Genomic DNA, 19,650 nt, shown 5'->3' with positions numbered 1-19,650 from the left:
CGAAACTGATGCACGGCCGATTCCTTCGTCCACTACCCTTGTGGGGCGCCAAATCCTTTTTCGATCAATCCCTTGAGTCCTACTGCAACTCGCGAAGGATCGCTCGGCGCCACTGCTTTCCGGTCCTGCAGCGCCGGGCCGCAACGCAATGTGCGGTGCGGCATTCCACCCGATACGCGGCAATGCAGGACCGGGTAAAGCTAACAGAGCCCGGCTGGATGCATCGGCGACGGAACGGCAAATTCGGAAAATGCCTAGAGATGAACTCTCTGAGATAGGCGGTCTAGGACATTTTTTCGGCAACTGGAACGTTGCCGCCCGGTGGCACGACTGCAAGCACGATCTTCCCCCGATGCGCACTGCTTTCCATATACGCATGAGCCTCATTGGCTCGCTCCAGCGCGAACACCTTGTCGACGATGGGCTTGATCTCGCCCCGCTCCAGCAAGGGCCAGACCACCTTCAGCAGCTGATTCTTTATGTTGCCCTTGAAGGTGGCGTCGCGAGCACGCAGCGTGGAGCCAGTGATCGTTAACCTACGCTGAAGAACGCGCAACAGGTCCGCTTCTCCTTTCATGCCCCCTTGCGTGGCAATGATCACCAAGCGTCCCTCGATGGCGAGGCAGGCAATATTCTTCGACAGGTAGCTGCCGCCGACCATGTCCAGGATAACGTTGACGCCGCGCTTGCCTGTTTCTTCGGCGATCACCGTGACGAAGTCTTCGGTCTTGTAGTTGATCGCGCGCTTCGCGCCGAGCCGTTCACAGAATCGGCACTTCTCGTCACTACCCGCGGTTGTGAACACCGTGTGGCCCAAGGCCCTGGCCAACTGAATCGCAGTCACGCCGATGCCGCTCGAGCCGCCGTGCACGAGCAATGTCTCGCCAGGTTGCAACCGGCCGAACCCGAACACATTGCTCCACACCGTGAAATACGCTTCGGGCAATGAAGCGGCTTCGATCATGCTCAACGAGCCGGGCACGGGCAGGACCTGGCGTTCGTCCGCCGTACAGTATTCGGCGTAGCCGCCACCCTGAAGCAGGGCACACACTCTGTCGCCAACTTTGAATTCGCGGACCGCGGCTCCAACCGCGGTCACGACACCTGCCGCTTCCAATCCGGGATAGCTAGGCGCGCCCGGCGGCGGTGGATAGCCACCTTTCCTCTGCAGTACGTCCGCGCGATTGATGCCCGCCGCCTCGATCTTGATCAGGACCTCGGTAGGTTGCGGCGTCGGCACCGGCCGCTGCGCGACCACCAGTGCATCCGGACCCCCTGGATGCGGGACATCAATGACTCTCACTCGTCACTCTCTTCCGGACCCGGGCGGGTCAGTTCTTGACGCCCTCGGTCCGCAGTTCTGCCAGTCCATCGAGGTCCAGCTCTTCAGCGGCGGCGCGCAGCTCACGCACGCTGCCCGCGGTACCCTCGACCTTCACGGTGAAGCGATCGCCCACCACCACCGTATATTGACCTCTGGAATCGTTGCTGTCCCACTCTTCATGAATCAGCCGGCCATCGTCGCGAAAGGTCTTCTCGTAACGGCCGTCGGCTTGCTTCTCGCCTTCGACACCAGCCCAGCCCGCCAATCCCAGCAGGCCCTTGGCGCTGCCGGCATCGGTGATCTCCAGCCGCACTTCGCGGCCCGAATCATCCGAGTATGTGGCGTTGGCCTGAGACACCTGCAGCCCCAGCGCACCATTGCGCTCGGCTGCAATGCTCGATCGTGACAATCCCGCGAGCTCGTCGGGCACGAACGCTTTCAAGCGGTCCGGTGCGAGCGACTCGACTTGAGCGCCACCGCTCATCGCCGCGCCGAACACCGCTTTCAATGCCTCTTCCTGAGCCCCCTGATCGCCGGACTTCTGTGCCGCCTCGAGCTGCTTGCTGGCGGCTTCCATGGCCTTGCCCCACTGCTCCATCTTGCCCAGCGGACTGTCCTTGTCGAACTGCACGTCATCGCTCGAGGAGCGGTAGCCTGCGCCGCTCATCATGCCGCCCACGCCGGCGATGCCACCGACCAACGCGGCCGTGACGAAACCCAGCACGATGGCAATGATGATGGAGACGGCGGTGTATCCCGCTGCTTTCTCCGGCGGGCACTTCATGGTGTGCGGCAGGCCGAGATACAGCAGATAGATGCCGTAGACGGCGCCGGCCAGCGAGATCAGGAAGCCAAGGCCCGGAATGATCGCTGCAATACCCGCAACCCAGCTGGCCGTGTATGCATACGCGACCACCTTCAGCGCCTGAATGTTGCTCTTCTGCGCGCTGAACGTCGGCGCGAGCGCATCGACGATCAATGCCATGACATACACCATGATCAGCGCCAGCGCGTAGCCCACCACCATCGAGGTGAGGCCCGCGCCCACGCCGATTCGGATCGTGCCGGCGAACGGCACAGAGACCCCGATCACGCTCATCTGCAGGAAACCGAAAATCGCGGGGATCGCGGCCAGCGGAATGATGTACCCCTTGTACAGGTCCGCGACGGTGGCAGGCTCGCCGGCGATCACCGGCCATTCGCTCTTGGGGGACAGCAGAATCGCTTTGGCGCGAGCCACTAATTTATTGAGATCCACAAGGACTCTCCTGGTTCGTGTAAAGAATGTGGCGGCTGCATTCGGCACGTCGCGCAGGCGGGCGGCCCGGCCGTGCTGTTGTACTGCTCGGTAAGTATCTAATACGTCTGGGAAACAGGCAATCGGCGCGAACCGGATCGCAGCCACACGCGGCTATGTATGCCAGAAGGCGGCCAGCACCATTACTGACCTTTAGTGCAGGCTCCACGAGCGGAGCTGACGCGAATGAATCAAGCCAGCGTGCTGGCCAGCTCGCGGTAGCGACAATAGGCGTTCGCCAACTGTATTTGTCGTGGTGTCGAGCAGGCAGGCTCGAAGATGACTGGCGCGGCGATGAGCACGCACACACATTTCGCGCGCGAGACCGCGACGTTCAGCCGGTTCAAGCTGTACAGAAACTCCATTCCTCGTGGCGCATCGGCATGCGAAGACGTCGTCACCGAATAGAGCACGATCGCCGCCTCCTGGCCTTGAAACTTGTCCACCGTGCCGACACGAGCTTGCGGCAGGCGACGCTGGATCTCGAAAACCTGCGAGTTGTACGGCGCGATGATCAGGATGTCGTCCAGCGTGAGCCCGCGCACTCGTCCGTCGCGGTCGATCCACGTTCCACGCGCCGCCAATGTTTCTTCGACCAGCCGTGCGATCGCGTCCGCCTCTTCCGGCGAAGAGTTCTGATTGCCCTCATGCGCCACCGGCAGATAGCGCAGGCCGGCACCGTGAATCCGGCTCGTCGATTGCACCTCCTGTCGTTCGACGCCGCCTCGACAGCGCAATCGCCCCTCATAGAAAAGCTCCGACGTGAACGAGCAAATGTCTGGATGCAGGCGCCAGGTCTCCTCCAGGAACAAGCCCTGCTCGTTACTGACGGTCTTGGCGCCATCGAGCATGTGCTGAAGCGCTGACACATCCGTTCCTTCCGGATGGCTGCCCTGAATCGGCTGCTCCAGCTGCTGCGGGTCGCCGAGCAGGACCAGTGATCGACACGCCTGCGACACCGCCAGCACATTGGCCAATGACATCTGTGCGGCCTCATCCACGAACAGCGTGTCGACGACTTCGAACGCATCGCTCCGAGACCAGAGCCACGCCGTTCCCGCGACCACCTGGCACGATGTGCCGATCGCCGCGATGGCCTTCTCGTTGTCCGTCTCGAAGCGGATGCCATGCACGGCCTCGGCTTTCTCGGAGAGCTTCTGCAGACATTGAATGGACAGGCGCGACTGATCGGCGATTTCGACCACTTTATCCAGCAAGTTGCGGATGACCTTGTGGCTGTTGGCGGTCACACCCACCTTCTTCCCTGCTTTCACCAGCGCACAGATCATCTGCGCGGCCGTAAATGTCTTGCCGGCGCCGGGCGGACCCTGTATCGCCAGCACGCCCTGCGTGAGCTTCGTTGCTACGCGGACCGCCGCATCGCTGGCGGTTTCATTTGGCAACTGCAGGCGCTCACCACCGAGACGCGGAGGATGTTTGAGCAGCAAGTCTCGCGCTGCCTGATACCAACCCGGGCCCTCGATACCTCGCTCCGCAACGAAGCTACCAAGGTGCAGCAGCGCGTCCGCAATCACGTCGGTTCGCACCAGGTCGTGTGCAAAGGCCGCATGTGGATGGAGCTGCGTTGTATCGCCGCGTTTCTTTATATCGATCGTGCCGCTCTCGGCATGGACCGCGTCCACTGTCCCGAGCTTCTGTTCGGGGCTGACGTGCAGCGTCTCGCCACCGCGCAACTCGACTTCCTGCGGCGGGAATCGATAGCGATGGATCGGGGCCTTCGTGGTTCCACCCACGGCGCCTTGGAATGCCAGGCCGGCAATGCCGTAACGCTCATCCAGCAGGTTCTCGGCCGACAACTCGGCGAGGCGAAAGAACTCCCACCACGCAGACTTCAGCTCGCGTCGGTGCCAATCCAGCGAATGCGCCAGTATCCAACGCGCCTGCTGCTCACGCGTCCGCTCCGCACCATCAGTCGGCACATTCGCTGTCAGACGCTCGGCCAGGTCCGCAACTTGACGTTGCCGCTCGTCCAACTCCGGTGTGGGCTCGGGATCGCCTGGCGCCGGGCGAGGGATCACTACGCCATCCGCGACCAACTTGCCGCGGATCTTTTCCAGCCAGTCGCGCAATTCCAGCGCCGATAAACAGTCGTCGCGGTTGTAGCGAAGCACCACGTCTTTGCTGTCTTCCGTGATCGAAGCGGCGTCGCTCAGCTCGAGGCGCGCCTGCAATTTCGCCAGCGCGCTCCTGACTTCGACCAGCGGCACGCTGCGCTTGAAGTCGTAGAGCGGCTCCAGATTCTTGATGGAGTAACTCTCCACGCTCGCTCGGATGCTCTGCCGGGCGATGGTGTAGAGATCGACGAACAGCGACGCACGTAACATGCGGTCGATCTGATCCTCGCGGGTTGCATAGCGACCCATCAGCCGCTTCAGCGCGCTCGGCTCGTACGGTGCGTAGTGATAGATGTGCAGGCCCGGATGCTTGGCCCAGCGCGCCATCACGAAATCGACAAAGCGCTCGAAGGCGCTGCGCTCTTCGTCACGCGTGAATGCCCACTCGGCGACGTACCTGCCAGCGCCGCCCTTCGCGTCGATCGCGACATAGCCGAACAGGAATTCGAGCCCTTCCTCGCCGACGAACGGGTCCGCTTCGAGGTCGAGAAAGATATCTCCCGGCGAAGGCTCCGGCAGGCGATGCAATCCGGCATCTGGCGCTAGCGGCAATGTTTCATAGAGCACTTTCGCCGCCTGCCTGCCTTCCAGCTGTATCCGCGCCTGCTCGCGGCTGCGCTCGTAGGACTGCGGCAAGCCTCGCTCCGGCTTCCATGGCAAGGGCAGAGGCAACTCCGCCAGTCCGGTGAGCGTCGTGACTCCATGTCGTGACAGCTCGGCAATCTGTGAAGCGGAGATGCCCGCGACCAGGCACAAATGATCGTCGTGGCGCCGGCGAGCGTCGCATTCGTTTCGCCAGCGGCAGATATCGCAGTGATCCTTGGGATTCGGATAGGTCAGGGCAGCGTTGTTTTGCGCGAGGGAACGCTCCAACGCCGTGCGCACATGTCGGTAATAGGCGACGTACTCCGCCGTTCTATAACTGACCGGCCGGAAACTGCAGCCTGGAATTACGACGTGCATTTGCTCGGGCGGGCGGCCTTGCGCGCTGGCCAACAGATCCGAGTACAAACACAACTGCAGTACGGTACCGCCCTTGGTCTCGCGGGCGAGCTTTGTATCCACGACCTCATATGACCAGTCGCCCAACGCACTCGCGATTGGCACGCGGACGAGTACGTCGGTACGGCCGCTCCAAGCTCCCTGCAGAAACGCGCCCTGAACGATGACATCAACGCCCGCGCGCATGGCGACCACTGTTTGCTCGGCCTGCGCCGGCGAGATCCCGATGCCCGCGATCTCGACGATCTTCAATCCCTGCGCGCGCAGATGCTCCACATAGGCGCGCTCGTGCGCGGCGCCCCGCTCCCACAACACTTCCAGCGATGGGTCCCAGACTTCAGGTTTCGGCCTGGCGCCGGTGGCGACCAGCGTGTCGAGATGCGTGAGATGATGGCAATTGAGATAGCCAACCAGATCCGACGCGCTGAGCTGAATCGTTGGGCCGAGGTTGAGCAATGAAAAATTCCCGAGCTTGCAGCCCCGTCCTCCATGAGAGGCTGCTGTTCAGTTTTGGCTCGTTGCGGTGCCCGGTTCAGCAAGATTCGCAGCGGACCTCATCCGTGAGATCCACTACAAACCACCAAGGGCGAACCATAGCACCAAGGTTCTTGTGGTTAATCAGTCTCTATGTCACTTGGACCGGCTGACCGTGCCCACTTTACCCCTATTCTTTTATATTTTCACGCTATGAATCCATGATTCTCACCATGGCCGTAGCACGTATTGCTGTTGACTAACGGTAAGCGCAAGTTTCCCGACGGGCAGCGGGACGGTGTAACAATTCCTCAAAGGAACCGTCATGAACGACAGAAGAATGATGGAAGAGATTGAGATTGATGAGCTGGAGATGATCGATTTTGGGAATGCTGCGAGGGAGACCCGCAATTTTCACCCCGCGCAAGTAATTGTGGACAACTCGTTCCAGTTGGGAATTCTTTTCTTCCAGTGAATGACTCGCGCGAGAGGCCACTTGGACAGGCCTCTTGCGCCTTGACCGCTAGAATCCTTTTGCTATCCGAACGTATGCAAACCGTTGCTGCAACTTGGCAATCGATGGATCGTAGCCAAAAAAACGACCGACATTGGCAAAGTCTGCTTCTTTGTCGAACAGATTCAACACGCCGCCTGTCACCTTCAGTTCATCGAACGCTCTGGAACCAAACACCTGATCAAGCTTGACCCAAGTTTGTAGATCAACGATCGTGCGGGACGGCAGATGCCGATCGAGCACACCGTTGGGGCCAGAATCGCGGTACCGCGGTATAAACGATGCCACGGCGGAGGCACCCCAACCCTGCCTCTCCCAAGCCAACGAGCCGATCAGGCGCCACCTCGGAATTGTGCCTTGGATGTTTGCAATGCCAACTCGATCTTCCGGGAAGATCGAACCGATCTCTTGGGACGCGTACTGATCCACCCAGGTAACCGCAAATGCCGACTTGAGGTGACCCAGTTTCACATCTACGTCATACGACAGATCAAAATCGATTCCATCAGTCTCCAGCCTTCCGTAGTTCAGTAGTGACATGTCGATGGACTCGATCGGACCCGGCCACCCAGCCAACCTGTCTTCCTCAGCGGGCAGCGACCGCCGGACGCGGTCTGGGAATGAACCTTCTAGAGCATCCAAAGCTGCGCTCCGAGGAGAGACGATGCGGTTTTCCATGGCAACTTTCCAGTAGTGAACCCCGAGCTTGAACCCAGGCCACCAGCTTGGCTGGTACGTCACGCCAGTTGTAATTGAGTGCGCCGCCACGTTATCGAGCTCCGGGTTGCCCCCGTCTTAACTCTGACGTTAGATATGGCCCCCCCGCGACGCAGGTCGACAACGGGTAGCACGTATTCCGGATTGAGCGTAAGGAGCTCCAACAAAGACGGAGGCCGAAAGCTCCTCCCATATGCCGCGCGTATCAACCAGTCCCGTGTCGGGCGCCAGACGAGACCATACTGAGGGTTGATCGAGTCTTTGCTCGCCTCATAGGCGTCCCCTCGCACGGCCAGCTTGATTGACAGCTTTTCAAGCAGCGGCAGCTTGATTTCAGCAAACCAAGACGCGATGTCACGTCTTCCCTTCACGTCAATTCCTTCCTCCGCAGTCGCCCCATCGAAGAAACTGACTTTCTCTTGCCGCCACTCGCCTCCGACGACAAACTTGCTTGCACCGCCAGGCGCATCGAACAACTCGCCCTGCACGAATCCCGAAAGCTGCAAGGCTTCCGTGGAATAGGCGAAATCCAGGGGCCTGCCCACCAACGATGACAACAGAGCAGCGTCTCCCGCAGGTCCGTCTGAAAACAAGTTCAACACTCCCCCCGGTGCATTCGGCTCTAACGCCGCCTGAACGAGAGCGAGATCCAACTCGTTGAACCTTACTAAGTCAAATTTCTCATCACTCGCGGTAAGCACCAGCTCCCAGTCCCAGCGCTGCCGATTGCTGCGCGCTCCGAGCACGAATCTGCCGAGATCCGTGGTCGACTGCCTTGTTATGGGCTTCATCCCTGCCATGGAATAGTCCACAGCTACCGCCACGCCGAACGGGTTGTATGGATTGTCCTCGGGGACGATCTGTCCCACCAATGCCGGCAAGCCACTGAGGGCGACAGCGCCGGAGCGCGTCCAAAGTGCTTCACCAAAAACTGACCAACTCTGGCGCGGCGAGAATTCAGCCGAACCAAACACAGATCTTCGGTCTGACGCCGGTACGATGGACCAGGCTGCCATGGCACTATCCAGGCTCAGCACTCCAGCCGTCGATGAGAAGGCATCGGGCGTCAGCCCAACGCCCGTGCTACCCACGGGAACCGACGCCTGGCGCGTCTGTAGTCCCGGAAGCGGTTCGGCGGTTAGGGAGTAGACGTTGCCGGGATTTGCCGTGGGCACTCTGTAATCGGTGCCACCGAAACGCCCGTAGTCCTGGTCTCTCCAAAGATCACGATCGGCGCCAACGAGCATGCCTCGTTCGAAATAATCGAATGTGAGCGCAGCCTTGAAACGCTCGCTGGATTTGCCAAAGGAGCCAGCAGCGCGCCGCTCCTCCCCGCCGCCCGCCAAAGTCCCGTAATGCAGGTGCAGCTCCGGCGACTCGATGTTCGTTTTCAGGATAATGTTTACGACACCGCCGATTGCATCCGCGCCATAGATAGCTGACGCTGAATCAGACATGACCTCGACCCGGTCTACCGCGGTGATCGGAATGGCGTTCAGATCGAAGGCGTTCACCGAGACGCTGGACGCACTCGGTGAGGCTCTCCGGCCGTTGATGAGCACCAGCGTGGTATCTACGCCCAACCCTCTCATCTGAAAGTATTGAGCTCCGGCCGCATGCGACCAGTCACTCGTGGAGAACGCTTGTTGCGTGAAATAGCTCGCCAAGTCGGCCACGCTACGAGCTCCGAGTCGATCGATCTCTTCGCGCCCGTAAACACGAACCGGTGCCGGCCCCTCCTTCTCATCAGGAATTCGGCTTCCGGTGACGACCATCGCCGTCACGTTGCCATAGCCGTGCGGCGCTACAACCGGATAAATCCGCACCGTCCTGCGACCGTGCCATTTCGCCACGAGGCCGGTGCCGTCAAGAATGCGGCCGAGCGCCACTTGGGGAGTCAGTGATTCGTTGATATCGTCCACCGGTCGATCCTCGACACCCGGCGGCTCCCAATCGGCAGTGACCTGAATGCCCGTCTGTTCCGAGAACTGCTTGATCGCCTCGATCAGCGGGCTACGGTTGATACGGATGGCAATTGGCGATTCCATCTCTTCGCCCTGCGCGGCAGCGCGACCGAACCACGCGCTGAGCAGTGCGACGAGCACCGTCCGCAGGATGCCCCAACCGCCGTGAGACACGACTACTTGTTCCCTGAAGCACGCAGCAGCAGAGTCGAGCCATCTCTAGTCACGGTTACTCCCCGGCTTTCCATCACCTCGATGAAATCCTCGACGTTGTCGACATACATCAGCGCGAGGTCGACCGGCCGACTGGCAAGCTCGGCACTCTTGATATCGGCTTGTATTTCATGACGGCGATTGAATTGACGCACGATCTCGCCGAGCGTCGTGTTTCTCATTTCGAGGCGGCCCGTCACCCACGACAACTCGCGCGTTGCGTCCACTTCGGCGATGTTTGCTACGGAGAGTGTGGAGCGGGCCGCGGGCTGCACATACAGTTGCTGGCCCTTGTGCAGGAAGACAGCCGATCCCTCTCGCCCGTCGCGCGCCGTGACCTTGACAATGCCATCCTGCACGATGGTCCTGACACCCTTGTCGACTTCCACGCCGAAGCGCGTACCCACCGCCGTAACCTCGATACCAGCGGCGTTCACAACGAACGGCCGCCGGCTCTCCTTCACGACATCAAAGAATGCCCAGCCGTGATCGAGATGAATGACGCGTCGCTCCGCGGTGTACTCGACTCTGATGCGAGTGCGAGCGTCGAGATGAGCAATGCTGCCGTCGTCGAGCGTCACGCGTTGCCACTGGGCCGCCTGTGTCTCGACGACACGCCCGGACATTCCATTGAATGCAAAGTACGTAAACGACGTCGCCACTGCCAACATCGCCACGGCGGCGGCCTTGGCCCACGTCGACGACAGCATTTTCCGCCAGGACCCGGGGTCACTGATCTTGTTTTTCCGGATTACCACGTCGCTGACGGACTCGCTCGGCTGATAGTCATACTGACCGATGCCCGCGCCAAAGTCGGGCTCGATGATGTTCGATTCCTGGGAGCCACCGATGCAGTCCCGCAGCTTGCACTGCGCCAGCATGCCGTCGATCTCGGCCAATCTCAGGAAGGCAGTGACATTCTCCGGCGAGAACTTCCGCCAGCGGACCAACTTCAGACGATCGGCGCGCGGCATCCGCCGTTCATCGAACCAGCGGCAATACCAGTACGCGGCTTGCTGAGCCACGATCTGCTTGCGATCCGAGTCCAAGGACATGGCATTGCCCTCGTGTGCATCCGTCACTGGAGGTCTTGGCGATCGAACCAGGTGCGCAACTGACCGTAGGCGCGAGTCAGATCTCTGAGCACGATGCGCGGTGACAGCCCGAGCCGTGCCGCGATCTGCTTGTAAGTCAAGCCCTCGTTTATACGCAGCAGCAGCACTTGCCGCTGCCGCACCGGTAACCTATCGACAGCCCTCTTCACACTTTCATCGGTGTGCTTCTGGCTTACGGAATTTTCGGGTTCCTGCTCGGACTCGATCAGCAGGTCATCGAGCCATTCCTGATCGTGCGGCCTCGCGACGCGCGCGCGTTCCCGCCACTCGCTGGCCACATTACCCGCAATGCGAAGCAGGTAGCCCAATGGATTCTGGACGGTAGTCCTTTCGCTATAACGCAGCAGACGCACGAAGACTTCTTGCGCCAGATCATCCAGCTCCGCTGCCGGCACGGACGCGCGGCGTGACAGCCAATGTTTCACGGGTTGACGCCAATCCTTGAACCACTGCGCTATACGGTTATCGGCGCCGGGGGCGACATAGTTGGAATCGTCAGCGCTCGATTCCGATTTGTCGCCAGCGGTCACGGACGTTTGTTCTGCATCGGACGTAGCCGAGCTTTCTGCAGCCGAGCGGTCGCCGCGCCTGGGTGTATTCGAAGACGACATTGTTTCCCCAATTCTCCGGCAATGGATCACGAGCCTTGTAGGAGCCGAGCCTGCGACCACTCTTCTTGTATTACATTCAGCAGCGCACCTGAGTTTTATCCTGGCCGCGGCATGTTACGCAAAGAGGGATTACCACTGGGGAAGACCGGTTTCAGCGCCACCAATCCCCCCTGAAATTTCCGAAAAATTTCTTGTGGCGCAATACCTTAAAATTAAACGGCAGAAATGGCTGCCGCATTGCACGCGGCGTCGCTGAACAACGACCGGAGGGCGGTGACCGAGCAGGAATATTTGCATCGTGGCGCGGCTGATTGCACAGCCGCGCCACGAACGAAGATCGCGCGAGCGATCGGAGCAGCGTTGCTAGCGAGCGGCTTTCTTTTTCGGCACGTATAGATCGGTGAGCGTGCCTTCGAACGCTTCCGCCGCGAGCATGATGGTCTCGGACAAGGTCGGATGCGGATGAATGGTCAGACCGAGATCGGCGGCGTCGCAGTTCATTTCAATCGCCAGCGCAAGCTCGGAGATGAGATCACCGGCGTTCGGACCGACGATGCCGCCACCGATGACACGATGAGTCTGTGGATCGAACAACACTTTCGTCATGCCATCGTCGCGACCGAGCGTGAGTGAGCGCGCATTCGCGGACCACGGGAAGCTGCCCTTCTCGAATGCAATGCCCTTGGCCTTGGCTTCCGTCTCGGTCACGCCGACCCACGCGATCTCCGGATCGGTGTAAGCAACTGACGGAATCACGCGAGCATCGAAGTAACGTTTCTCGCCGTACGCAACCTCCGCCGCGAGCTTGCCCTCGTGCGACGCTTTGTGAGCAAGCATGGGCTGACCGACGATGTCGCCGATCGCGAAGATGTGCGGCACATTGGTGCGCATCTGCTTGTCGACGGGAATGAAGCCGCGCTCGTTGACCTTCACACCCGCAGCCTCGGCAGTGATCTTCTTGCCGTTGGGGCTGCGGCCGACAGCCACCAGCACCTTGTCGTAAATCTGCGGTTCCGGCGCCTGCTCACCTTCGAACGTGACGCGAATACCTTCTCTCAGGGCTTCGACCTGGGTGACCTTGGTCTTCACCATGATCTTTTCGTAGCGCTTGCTGATGCGCTTCTCCAGTGGCCGCACCAGGTCACGATCGCACCCAGGAATCAGTCCCTCGGTGAGCTCGACGACGCTGACCTTCGTTCCGAGCGCGTCGTACACGCAGGCCATCTCCAGCCCGATGATGCCGCCACCGATCACCAGCATGCGCTTGGGCAGATCGAGATCGAGCGCGCCCGTGGAATCGATGATGCGCGGATCGTTCGGCAAACCAGGCAAGCGCACCGATTCAGAGCCCGCGGCGATGATGCAGTTCTTGAACGAGATCTTGCGCGCACCTTCGCCCGGTGCATTCTCGCCCTTCGACAACACCGTCGTGGTCGGTGTCATGTCGGTATTGGCGATGGAAATCTCATGCGGCGATACAAACCGGCCGATGCCGCGAATCACTTCCACCTTGCGCTGCTTGGCGAGCATGCTCAGACCGCCGGTGAGCTTGCCGACCACTTTGCCTTTCCAAGCGCGCAGCTTCGTTGCATCGATCTGCGGTTGGCCGAAAGTGATGCCAGCGGTCTCGATCTCGTGAGCTTCTTCGATCACCTTCGCGGCGTGCAGCAACGCCTTGGAAGGAATGCAGCCGACGTTCAAACATACGCCGCCGAGCTGCGGCCAGCGCTCGACCAGCGCGACCTTCATGCCAAGGTCGGCGGCGCGGAACGCGGCGGTGTATCCGCCGGGACCGGCGCCGATCACGACCATGTCGAAATCATACGAGCCGCCGGAAACTGACGTCGCCGCCGGCGCAGCGGATGTTTGCGCGCTCGAAGCGGCAGCGGGCTCTTCTCGGACGATGGTCTCGGTGAACGGAACATCCTCTTCCGCGGCCGGAGCCTTCTCTGCCTTCGGTGCTTGTTCCGCAGCCGGCGCTGGCTCGGCCTTCTTGCTTTGGGCAGCGGCGCCCGCGGCCTCGACCTCCAGAATCAAGCTGCCCTTGGAAACCCGATCGCCCTTCTTCACCGCGACGGACTTCACGATACCAGCCGACGACGACGGCACATCCATCGTCGCCTTCTCGGTCTCCAGCGTGATCAGCGGCGTTTCCAGCGCGACCTCGTCGCCGGGCTTGACCAGCACATCGATGACTTCCACATCCTTGAAGTCGCCGAGATCGGGGACAGTCACTTGGGTCACGGAACAGCCTCGATGAGTCCACGAACGTCGGCGAGCTTCTGCGCCAGGAAGGTGGTGAAGCGCACGCCGGCAGCGCCGTCGATCACGCGATGGTCGTAGGCCAATGTGAACGGCAGCATCAGGCGCGGCACGAACTGGCCGTCCTTGTAGACGGGCTTCATGCTCGACTTGGCCACGCCGAGAATCGCGACTTCCGGCGCATTGATGATCGGCGTGAAGCCGACGCCGCCAATGCCGCCCAAGCTGGAGACGGTGAAGGTCGCGCCTTGCATCTCCGCAATCGTCAGCTTGCCTGCACGGGCTTTCTCGGAAAGCGTCGTCAGCTCGCGCGCGATCTCGTAGATATCCTTCTTGTCGGCATCCTTGATCACCGGCACGACCAGCCCGCCCGGCGTGTCGGCGGCGAAGCCGAGATTCATATACTTCTTGACGATCAGGTTCTTGCCCGACGGCTCCAGCGAGCTGTTGACGATCGGGAATTCCTGCAGCGCCTTGACGCAAGCGCGCAGCACGAACGCCAGCGGCGTGAGCTTGATGCCTCGCTGCTCGGACTCGCCCTTCAAACGCTTGCGGGTTTCTTCCAGCTCGGTGATATCGGCCTCGTCCATCTGCCACACGTGCGGAATGTTCAGCCAGCTGGCCTGCAGATGCGGACCGGAAATCTTCTGGATGCGGCTGAGCGGCTTGACCTCGATCTCGCCGAACTTCGAGAAATCGATTTCGGGAATCTTCGGCAGCGCGGTGCCGCCAGCAGTCGCAGCAGCAGCCGGCGCGCTGGACGTGAGCGCCTGTTTGACGAACGCCTTCACGTCGTCGGGTGTGATGCGAGACTTCGGGCCCGTGCCTTTGATGCGCGTCAGATCGACTCCGAGCTCGCGAGCGAACTTGCGCACCGATGGGCTGGCGTAAGCACGCGCAAAGCCGGCTTCATCGATTGGCGGCAGACCCGTCGGCGCTTTCGCAGCCGAGGGGGCGGGAGCCGGCGCCTCGGTCTTCTTTGCAGGCGGCGGAGTGGCGGCAGCCTTCGCCGGCGGTGCCTCTACGCGTTCCGGGCTCGCCTTCTTCTCCGGTTCTGCCTTGGCAGATGGCTTGGAGACAGGAGCCTCGGGGGCGCCGCCTTCCAACTGCGCGATCAAGCTGCCCTTGGAAACACGATCGCCCTTCTTCAAGGCCAGCGATTTGACGACGCCCGCCGCCGTCGAAGGCACATCCATGGTCGCCTTCTCGGTCTCCAGCGTCAGCAACGGCGTATCCACTTCGACACGGTCGCCGGGCTTGACCAGCACGTCGATGACTTCCACATCCTTGAAGTCACCCAGGTCGGGGACACGCACTTCGCCGCCACCGGAAGCGGGCTTGTCGTTCGAGGCAGGCGGGCTCGCCGCCGGGGCGCTCGGCGCGGCATTACGCTCCGAGGCTTCGATGCTCAGAGAGTGCGTGGAGACGGGCTCTTCCGCCGTGCCGCTCTTCTTCGTCGGCGCGGCCGGTGGCGGCGCGGCGCTGCCAGCAGGCTCCATCTGTCCGATCAAACTGCCCTTGGAAACGCGATCGCCTTTTTTCAGAGCGAGCGAGGTGATCACGCCGGCGGCCGTCGACGGCACGTCCATGGTCGCCTTCTCGGTTTCCAGCGTCAGCAGCGGCGTGTCGACGTCGACTTGATCGCCAGGCTTGACCAGCACGTCGATGACTTCGACGTCCTTGAAGTCGCCGAGATCGGGGACTTTGATATCTGTTGCCATGCTTGATTGCTTGAGTAACCGGGCGCCTTACTGCGTCACCGGATTCGGCTTGTCCGGATCGATGTTGAATTTCTTGATGGCCGCTTTCACGGTCGCCATGTCGAGCTTGCCTTCGTCCGCAAGCGAACGCAGCGAAGCCACGACGATGTGGGCCGCGTCCACCTCGAAGTGCCGGCGAAGCTCGGCACGCGAGTCGCTGCGGCCGTATCCATCCGTGCCGAGCACGATGAAACGTCCAGGGACCCACTGACGTATTTGATCGGCCACGATGCGCATGTAGTCCGTCGCCGCGATGAAGGGACCGGCGCGATCGCCAAGCACCTGCCGCACATACGGCACACCTTGCGGCGCGTCAGGATTCAGCAGGTTTCTGCGTTCGATATCCAACGCTTCGCGGCGCAGCTCGGAGAAGCTGGTCGCGCTGAACACGTCGGCGGGCACGCCGTAATCCTTCTCCAGGATCTCGGCAGCCTTGATCACTTCGCGCAGGATGGTGCCCGAACCCATGAGGTTCACGCGCACCTTGCCCTTGCCGCCAGACTGCAGCAGGTACATGCCTTTGAGGATGCCCACCTCCGCGCCGTTCGGCATGGCAGGGTGCGCGTAGTTCTCGTTCATCACCGATAGGTAATAGAAGACGTCTTCCTGCTCGGCGAACATGCGGCGCATGCCGTCCTGGATGATCACTGCAAGCTCGTACGCAAACGTCGGATCGTAGGCGACGCAGTTCGGAATCGTGCTGGCCGCGAGGTGGCTGTGGCCGTCCTGGTGCTGCAAGCCCTCGCCCGCCAGCGTGGTGCGGCCCGAAGTGCCGCCGAGCAGGAAGCCGCGCGCCTGGCTGTCGCCCGCCGCCCAGATGAAATCGCCAATGCGCTGGAACCCGAACATCGAGTAATAGATGAAGAACGGGATCATGTTCACATTGTTGTTGGCGTACGAGGTGCCGGCCGCGATGAAAGAGCACATGGCGCCCGCTTCATTGATGCCTTCCTCCAGGATCTGCCCCTTCTTGTCTTCTTTGTAGAACATGAGCTGGTCGGCATCCTGAGGCGTGTACAGCTGGCCCATGGAGGAATAGATGCCGATCTGACGGAACATGCCCTCCATGCCGAAGGTGCGCGCCTCGTCCGGGACGATGGGCACGATGTTCTTGCCGATGTTTTTGTCCTTCACCAGCATCTGCAGGATGCGCACGAACGCCATGGTGGTGGAGAACTCGCGCTCGCCCGAAGACTGCAACAGCGAATCGAACGTCTCCAGCGGCGGAATCACCAACGACGGCGCATTTGCGCGACGCTGCGGCAGCGAGCCGCCGAGGCGCTCGCGGCGCTCGCGCAGATACTTCATCTCCTCGCTGTCTTCCGGCAGCCGCTGGAAGGGCGACTGCGCGAGCTGCTCGTCCGGAATGTCGATGTGGACGCGCTTGCGGAATTCCTTCAGCGCCTCGTCGTCGAGCTTCTTCTGCTGGTGGGTGATGTTCTGGCTCTCGCCCCACTTGCCCATCAGGAAGCCCTTGACGGTCTTGCACAGGATGACGGTGGGCGCGCCCTTGTGATTCACGGCCGCGTTATAGGCATTCCAGACCTTCTTGTAGTCGTGGCCGCCGCGGTTCAGGCGCCAGATGTCGTCGTCGGACATGTTGGCGACCATTTCCCTCAGCTCTGGATACTTGCCGAAGAAATGCTCGCGCGTGTAGGCGCCGCCCTTGGCCTTGAAATTCTGGTATTCGCCGTCGACGCACTCCTCCATCACCCGGCGCAGCAGGCCCTTGGTGTCCTTGGCCAGCAGCGGGTCCCAACGCGAGCCCCAGATGACCTTGATGACGTTCCAGCCCGCGCCCAGGAACGCGGCTTCCAGCTCCTGGATGATCTTGCCGTTGCCGCGCACCGGACCATCGAGCCGCTGCAGGTTGCAGTTGATGACGAAGACCAGATTGTCGAGCTTCTCGCGCACCGGCATGGTGATCGCGCCCATCGACTCGGGCTCGTCCATTTCGCCGTCGCCGAGGAACGCCCAGATCTTGCGGTCGGTCTCCGGCACGATGCCGCGGTGCTCGAGGTAGCGCTGAAAGCGCGCCTGGTAGATGGCCATCATCGGACCGAGGCCCATGGACACGGTCGGGAACTGCCAGAAGTCCGGCATCAGCCAGGGATGCGGATACGAGCTCAGGCCCTTTTCCGGGCTGGCCACTTCCTGGCGGAAGTAGTACAGGTTCTCTTCCGTCAAACGCCCCTCGAGGTAGGCACGCGCATAGATGCCCGGCGCGACGTGACCCTGGATGTAGATCATGTCGCCGGGATGCTTTTCCGACGGCGCGCGCCAGAAGTGGTTGAAACCCACTTCGTACATGGTGGCCGACGACGCGTAGCTGGCGATGTGTCCGCCGTATTCCGAGCTCTGGCGGTTGGTGCGCACCACCATGGCCATCGCATTCCAGCGAATGAACGCTTCGATGCGCCGCTCGATGCTGCGATCGCCCGGGTATTCCTGTTCCTGCCCCGGTGAAATGGTGTTCACATAGGCGGTATTCGGCTTGAACGGCAGGTACGCGCCGCTGCGGCGTGTGAAGTCGATCAACCTTTCGAGCAGAAAGTGCGCCCGGCGGGCGCCTTGCGCCTTGATCACCGAGTCGATCGATTCAAGCCATTCCCGGGTCTCTTCGGGATCGAGATCATCAAACCTGGAGGGTTCGGACATGTCGGGTGTGCTGCAAAAGGTGGCCGCGTATCATCGGAGTTTGAGAATTTTCGGTCAAGGAACCTGCTGTGGTGGAATTGCTTCCCGCAGAGCGCGACATCCGTATTTTTCAGCGGCGCGCGCCATTGAGCGAAAGCTCGATGAAAAAACACGATGCGTGCATAGTCATTTGCGACCGCGAACGCGCTGAAACCGGGCTCGGCAAGCTGCCTTTTGGCGCAATCTGGCAGCGGCTGTATCGAGAAGCCAAGGCGCGCGGGCCTGTATCTATTCTCAGTGCCCGGCTCACCGACGAAGCGCTACCGGTGGTGGTAGCGCTTGCAAAACGTTCAAGTTCCGCGTTCGAGCGCCTTTCGCTGGCCGCGCGCGCCTGGAAAGAATTGTCCGCGCCGCCCGGCGCAAAAGTGCTGGTGTCGACGCAGGGGCTCGAAGCCTCGCACAGCGCGGCGATGCTTGAAGCGGTCACCGCCGCGGCATTGGCAGCGACGGCGCCGATGCCTGTCATAAAATCGAAGGCGCCCAAAGCTCCCGAACCGCCGCAGCTCACTCTGACCGGTGATGGCCCGGACATCGATGCGGAATTGTCGGTCGCGATCGACCGCGGCAATCACCTCGCGCGTTGGCTCACGACCTTGCCGCCAAACGTGCTGAACACCAACAACTATCGAAAGGCGCTGCGCGAGTTGGCCAAGCGTGAAGGCTGGGCCTTTTCCCTTCTGGACGAACGCACCTTGAAACGCTTGAACGCGGGCGCTTTTCTCGCGGTAACGCGCGCCAACGAGCATCGAGACGCCGGCATCGTTCGCTTACGTTATCGCACCGGCGGCGATGGCACGCGCAAGCGGCTCGCGCTGGTGGGCAAGGGAATTTGTTTCGATACGGGCGGCATCAATTTGAAGCAGCACAAAAGCATGTATCAGATGCATGAAGACATGCAGGGCAGCGCCGTCGCGGTCGGCACGCTGCTCGCGCTGACGCGGCTCAAAGTGCCTTATGACATCGATTGCTGGCTGGCCATCACTGAAAACCAGATCGGTCCGAACGCTTTTCGTCCGCAGGAAGTCGTGCGGGCCGTGAATGGCGTGACCATACAGGTTGCGCACAGCGACGCAGAAGGCCGCATGGTGCTCGCCGACACCCTCGCGATCGCGTCTCGCGAGAAGCCAGACTTGATCATCGACTTCGCGACACTCACCGGCACGTGCATCTCTGCGCTCACAGAACGTTACTGCGGGGCGTTCACCAATCGGCCCGAGTGGCACGGCACTATCGAAACCGCCGGCCGCGAAAGCGGCGAGCGCGTGTGGCCATTTCCAATGGACGAGGATTTCGACAGCGATCTGGAATCTTCCATTGCCGACATCCTTCACTGCACCCAAGACAGCAAAGGTGATCACATCCTCGCTGCGCGCTTTCTGAATCGCTTTGTGCCCGAGGAAATTCCCTGGATCCATATCGACCTCGCCGCCGGCAATCGCTCAGGTGGACTGGGGCACGTACCGACGGATTTCACGGGATTCGGTGTCAGGTACATGGCGGAGTTGCTGCTGGAGCAGGACTTGCTCGCGGCCGGTCGCGGCAAGAGACCGCGCAGGGAGTGAAGA

At 61.2% G+C, this 19,650-nt stretch carries 12 protein-coding genes; 2 read left to right on the top strand and 10 right to left on the bottom strand.

Annotated elements, in window-relative coordinates; genetic code table 11:
- Positions 1 to 283: 283 nt before the first annotated feature.
- The 3 genes from VGE08_RS16600 to VGE08_RS16590 all read right to left on the bottom strand — a co-directional run bounded on the left by VGE08_RS16600 (position 284) and on the right by VGE08_RS16590 (position 6,214).
- Complete coding sequence (locus VGE08_RS16600) at positions 284 to 1,303, bottom strand: NAD(P)H-quinone oxidoreductase (RefSeq protein ID WP_331069028.1); 1,020 nt, start codon at positions 1,301 to 1,303, stop codon at positions 284 to 286.
- Between the two features lie 28 nt (positions 1,304 to 1,331).
- Positions 1,332 to 2,582 (bottom strand): Yip1 family protein, encoded by a 1,251-nt coding sequence (locus tag VGE08_RS16595; RefSeq protein ID WP_331069027.1) that lies wholly within the window; start codon positions 2,580 to 2,582, stop codon positions 1,332 to 1,334.
- A gap of 230 nt (positions 2,583 to 2,812) precedes the next feature.
- Positions 2,813 to 6,214: a TM0106 family RecB-like putative nuclease gene (locus VGE08_RS16590; RefSeq protein ID WP_331069026.1), complete on the bottom strand. Its 3,402-nt coding sequence runs from the start codon at positions 6,212 to 6,214 to the stop codon at positions 2,813 to 2,815.
- A 343-nt stretch (positions 6,215 to 6,557) separates the two neighbouring features.
- On the opposite strand from VGE08_RS16590, the gene VGE08_RS16585 reads away from it, so the two are divergent.
- Complete coding sequence (locus VGE08_RS16585; protein ID WP_331069025.1) at positions 6,558 to 6,707, top strand: hypothetical protein; 150 nt, start codon at positions 6,558 to 6,560, stop codon at positions 6,705 to 6,707.
- Positions 6,708 to 6,755: 48 nt separating this feature from the next.
- On the opposite strand, the gene VGE08_RS16580 is transcribed toward VGE08_RS16585, so the two are convergent.
- The 7 genes from VGE08_RS16580 to aceE form a co-directional block, all read right to left on the bottom strand.
- On the bottom strand, positions 6,756 to 7,487 hold the full coding sequence (locus tag VGE08_RS16580) for a TonB-dependent receptor domain-containing protein (protein WP_331069184.1): 732 nt from the start codon (positions 7,485 to 7,487) through the stop codon (positions 6,756 to 6,758).
- Positions 7,484 to 9,601: a TonB-dependent receptor gene (locus VGE08_RS16575; RefSeq protein ID WP_331069024.1), complete on the bottom strand. Its 2,118-nt coding sequence runs from the start codon at positions 9,599 to 9,601 to the stop codon at positions 7,484 to 7,486. The genes VGE08_RS16580 and VGE08_RS16575 overlap by 4 nt, the downstream gene beginning before the upstream one ends.
- A gap of 2 nt (positions 9,602 to 9,603) precedes the next feature.
- Positions 9,604 to 10,695, bottom strand: a complete 1,092-nt coding sequence (locus VGE08_RS16570) for a FecR family protein (RefSeq protein WP_331069023.1) — start codon at positions 10,693 to 10,695, stop codon at positions 9,604 to 9,606.
- A 23-nt stretch (positions 10,696 to 10,718) separates the two neighbouring features.
- On the bottom strand, positions 10,719 to 11,285 hold the full coding sequence (locus VGE08_RS16565) for a sigma-70 family RNA polymerase sigma factor (RefSeq protein ID WP_331069022.1): 567 nt from the start codon (positions 11,283 to 11,285) through the stop codon (positions 10,719 to 10,721).
- Positions 11,286 to 11,729: 444 nt separating this feature from the next.
- Positions 11,730 to 13,610: a dihydrolipoyl dehydrogenase gene (lpdA, locus tag VGE08_RS16560; protein WP_349258723.1), complete on the bottom strand. Its 1,881-nt coding sequence runs from the start codon at positions 13,608 to 13,610 to the stop codon at positions 11,730 to 11,732.
- On the bottom strand, positions 13,607 to 15,349 hold the full coding sequence (aceF, locus tag VGE08_RS16550) for a dihydrolipoyllysine-residue acetyltransferase (protein ID WP_331069021.1): 1,743 nt from the start codon (positions 15,347 to 15,349) through the stop codon (positions 13,607 to 13,609). The genes lpdA and aceF overlap by 4 nt, the downstream gene beginning before the upstream one ends.
- Before the next feature lie 27 nt (positions 15,350 to 15,376).
- The gene (gene aceE, locus VGE08_RS16545) at positions 15,377 to 18,046 is read right to left on the bottom strand and encodes a pyruvate dehydrogenase (acetyl-transferring), homodimeric type (RefSeq protein ID WP_331069020.1); all 2,670 of its coding nucleotides are present in this window, start codon (positions 18,044 to 18,046) and stop codon (positions 15,377 to 15,379) included.
- A gap of 140 nt (positions 18,047 to 18,186) precedes the next feature.
- Here aceE and VGE08_RS16540 point away from each other — a divergent pair, with 140 nt between their 5' ends.
- Entirely contained in the window at positions 18,187 to 19,647 is a 1,461-nt protein-coding gene (locus VGE08_RS16540) for a M17 family metallopeptidase (protein ID WP_331069019.1), read from the top strand.
- Positions 19,648 to 19,650 lie beyond the last annotated feature (3 nt).

The organism is Steroidobacter sp. (genome assembly GCF_036406195.1).
In the GTDB taxonomy this organism is placed as follows: Bacteria; Pseudomonadota; Gammaproteobacteria; order Steroidobacterales; family Steroidobacteraceae; genus Steroidobacter.
This window is presented reverse-complemented; position numbering and strand designations above follow the sequence as displayed.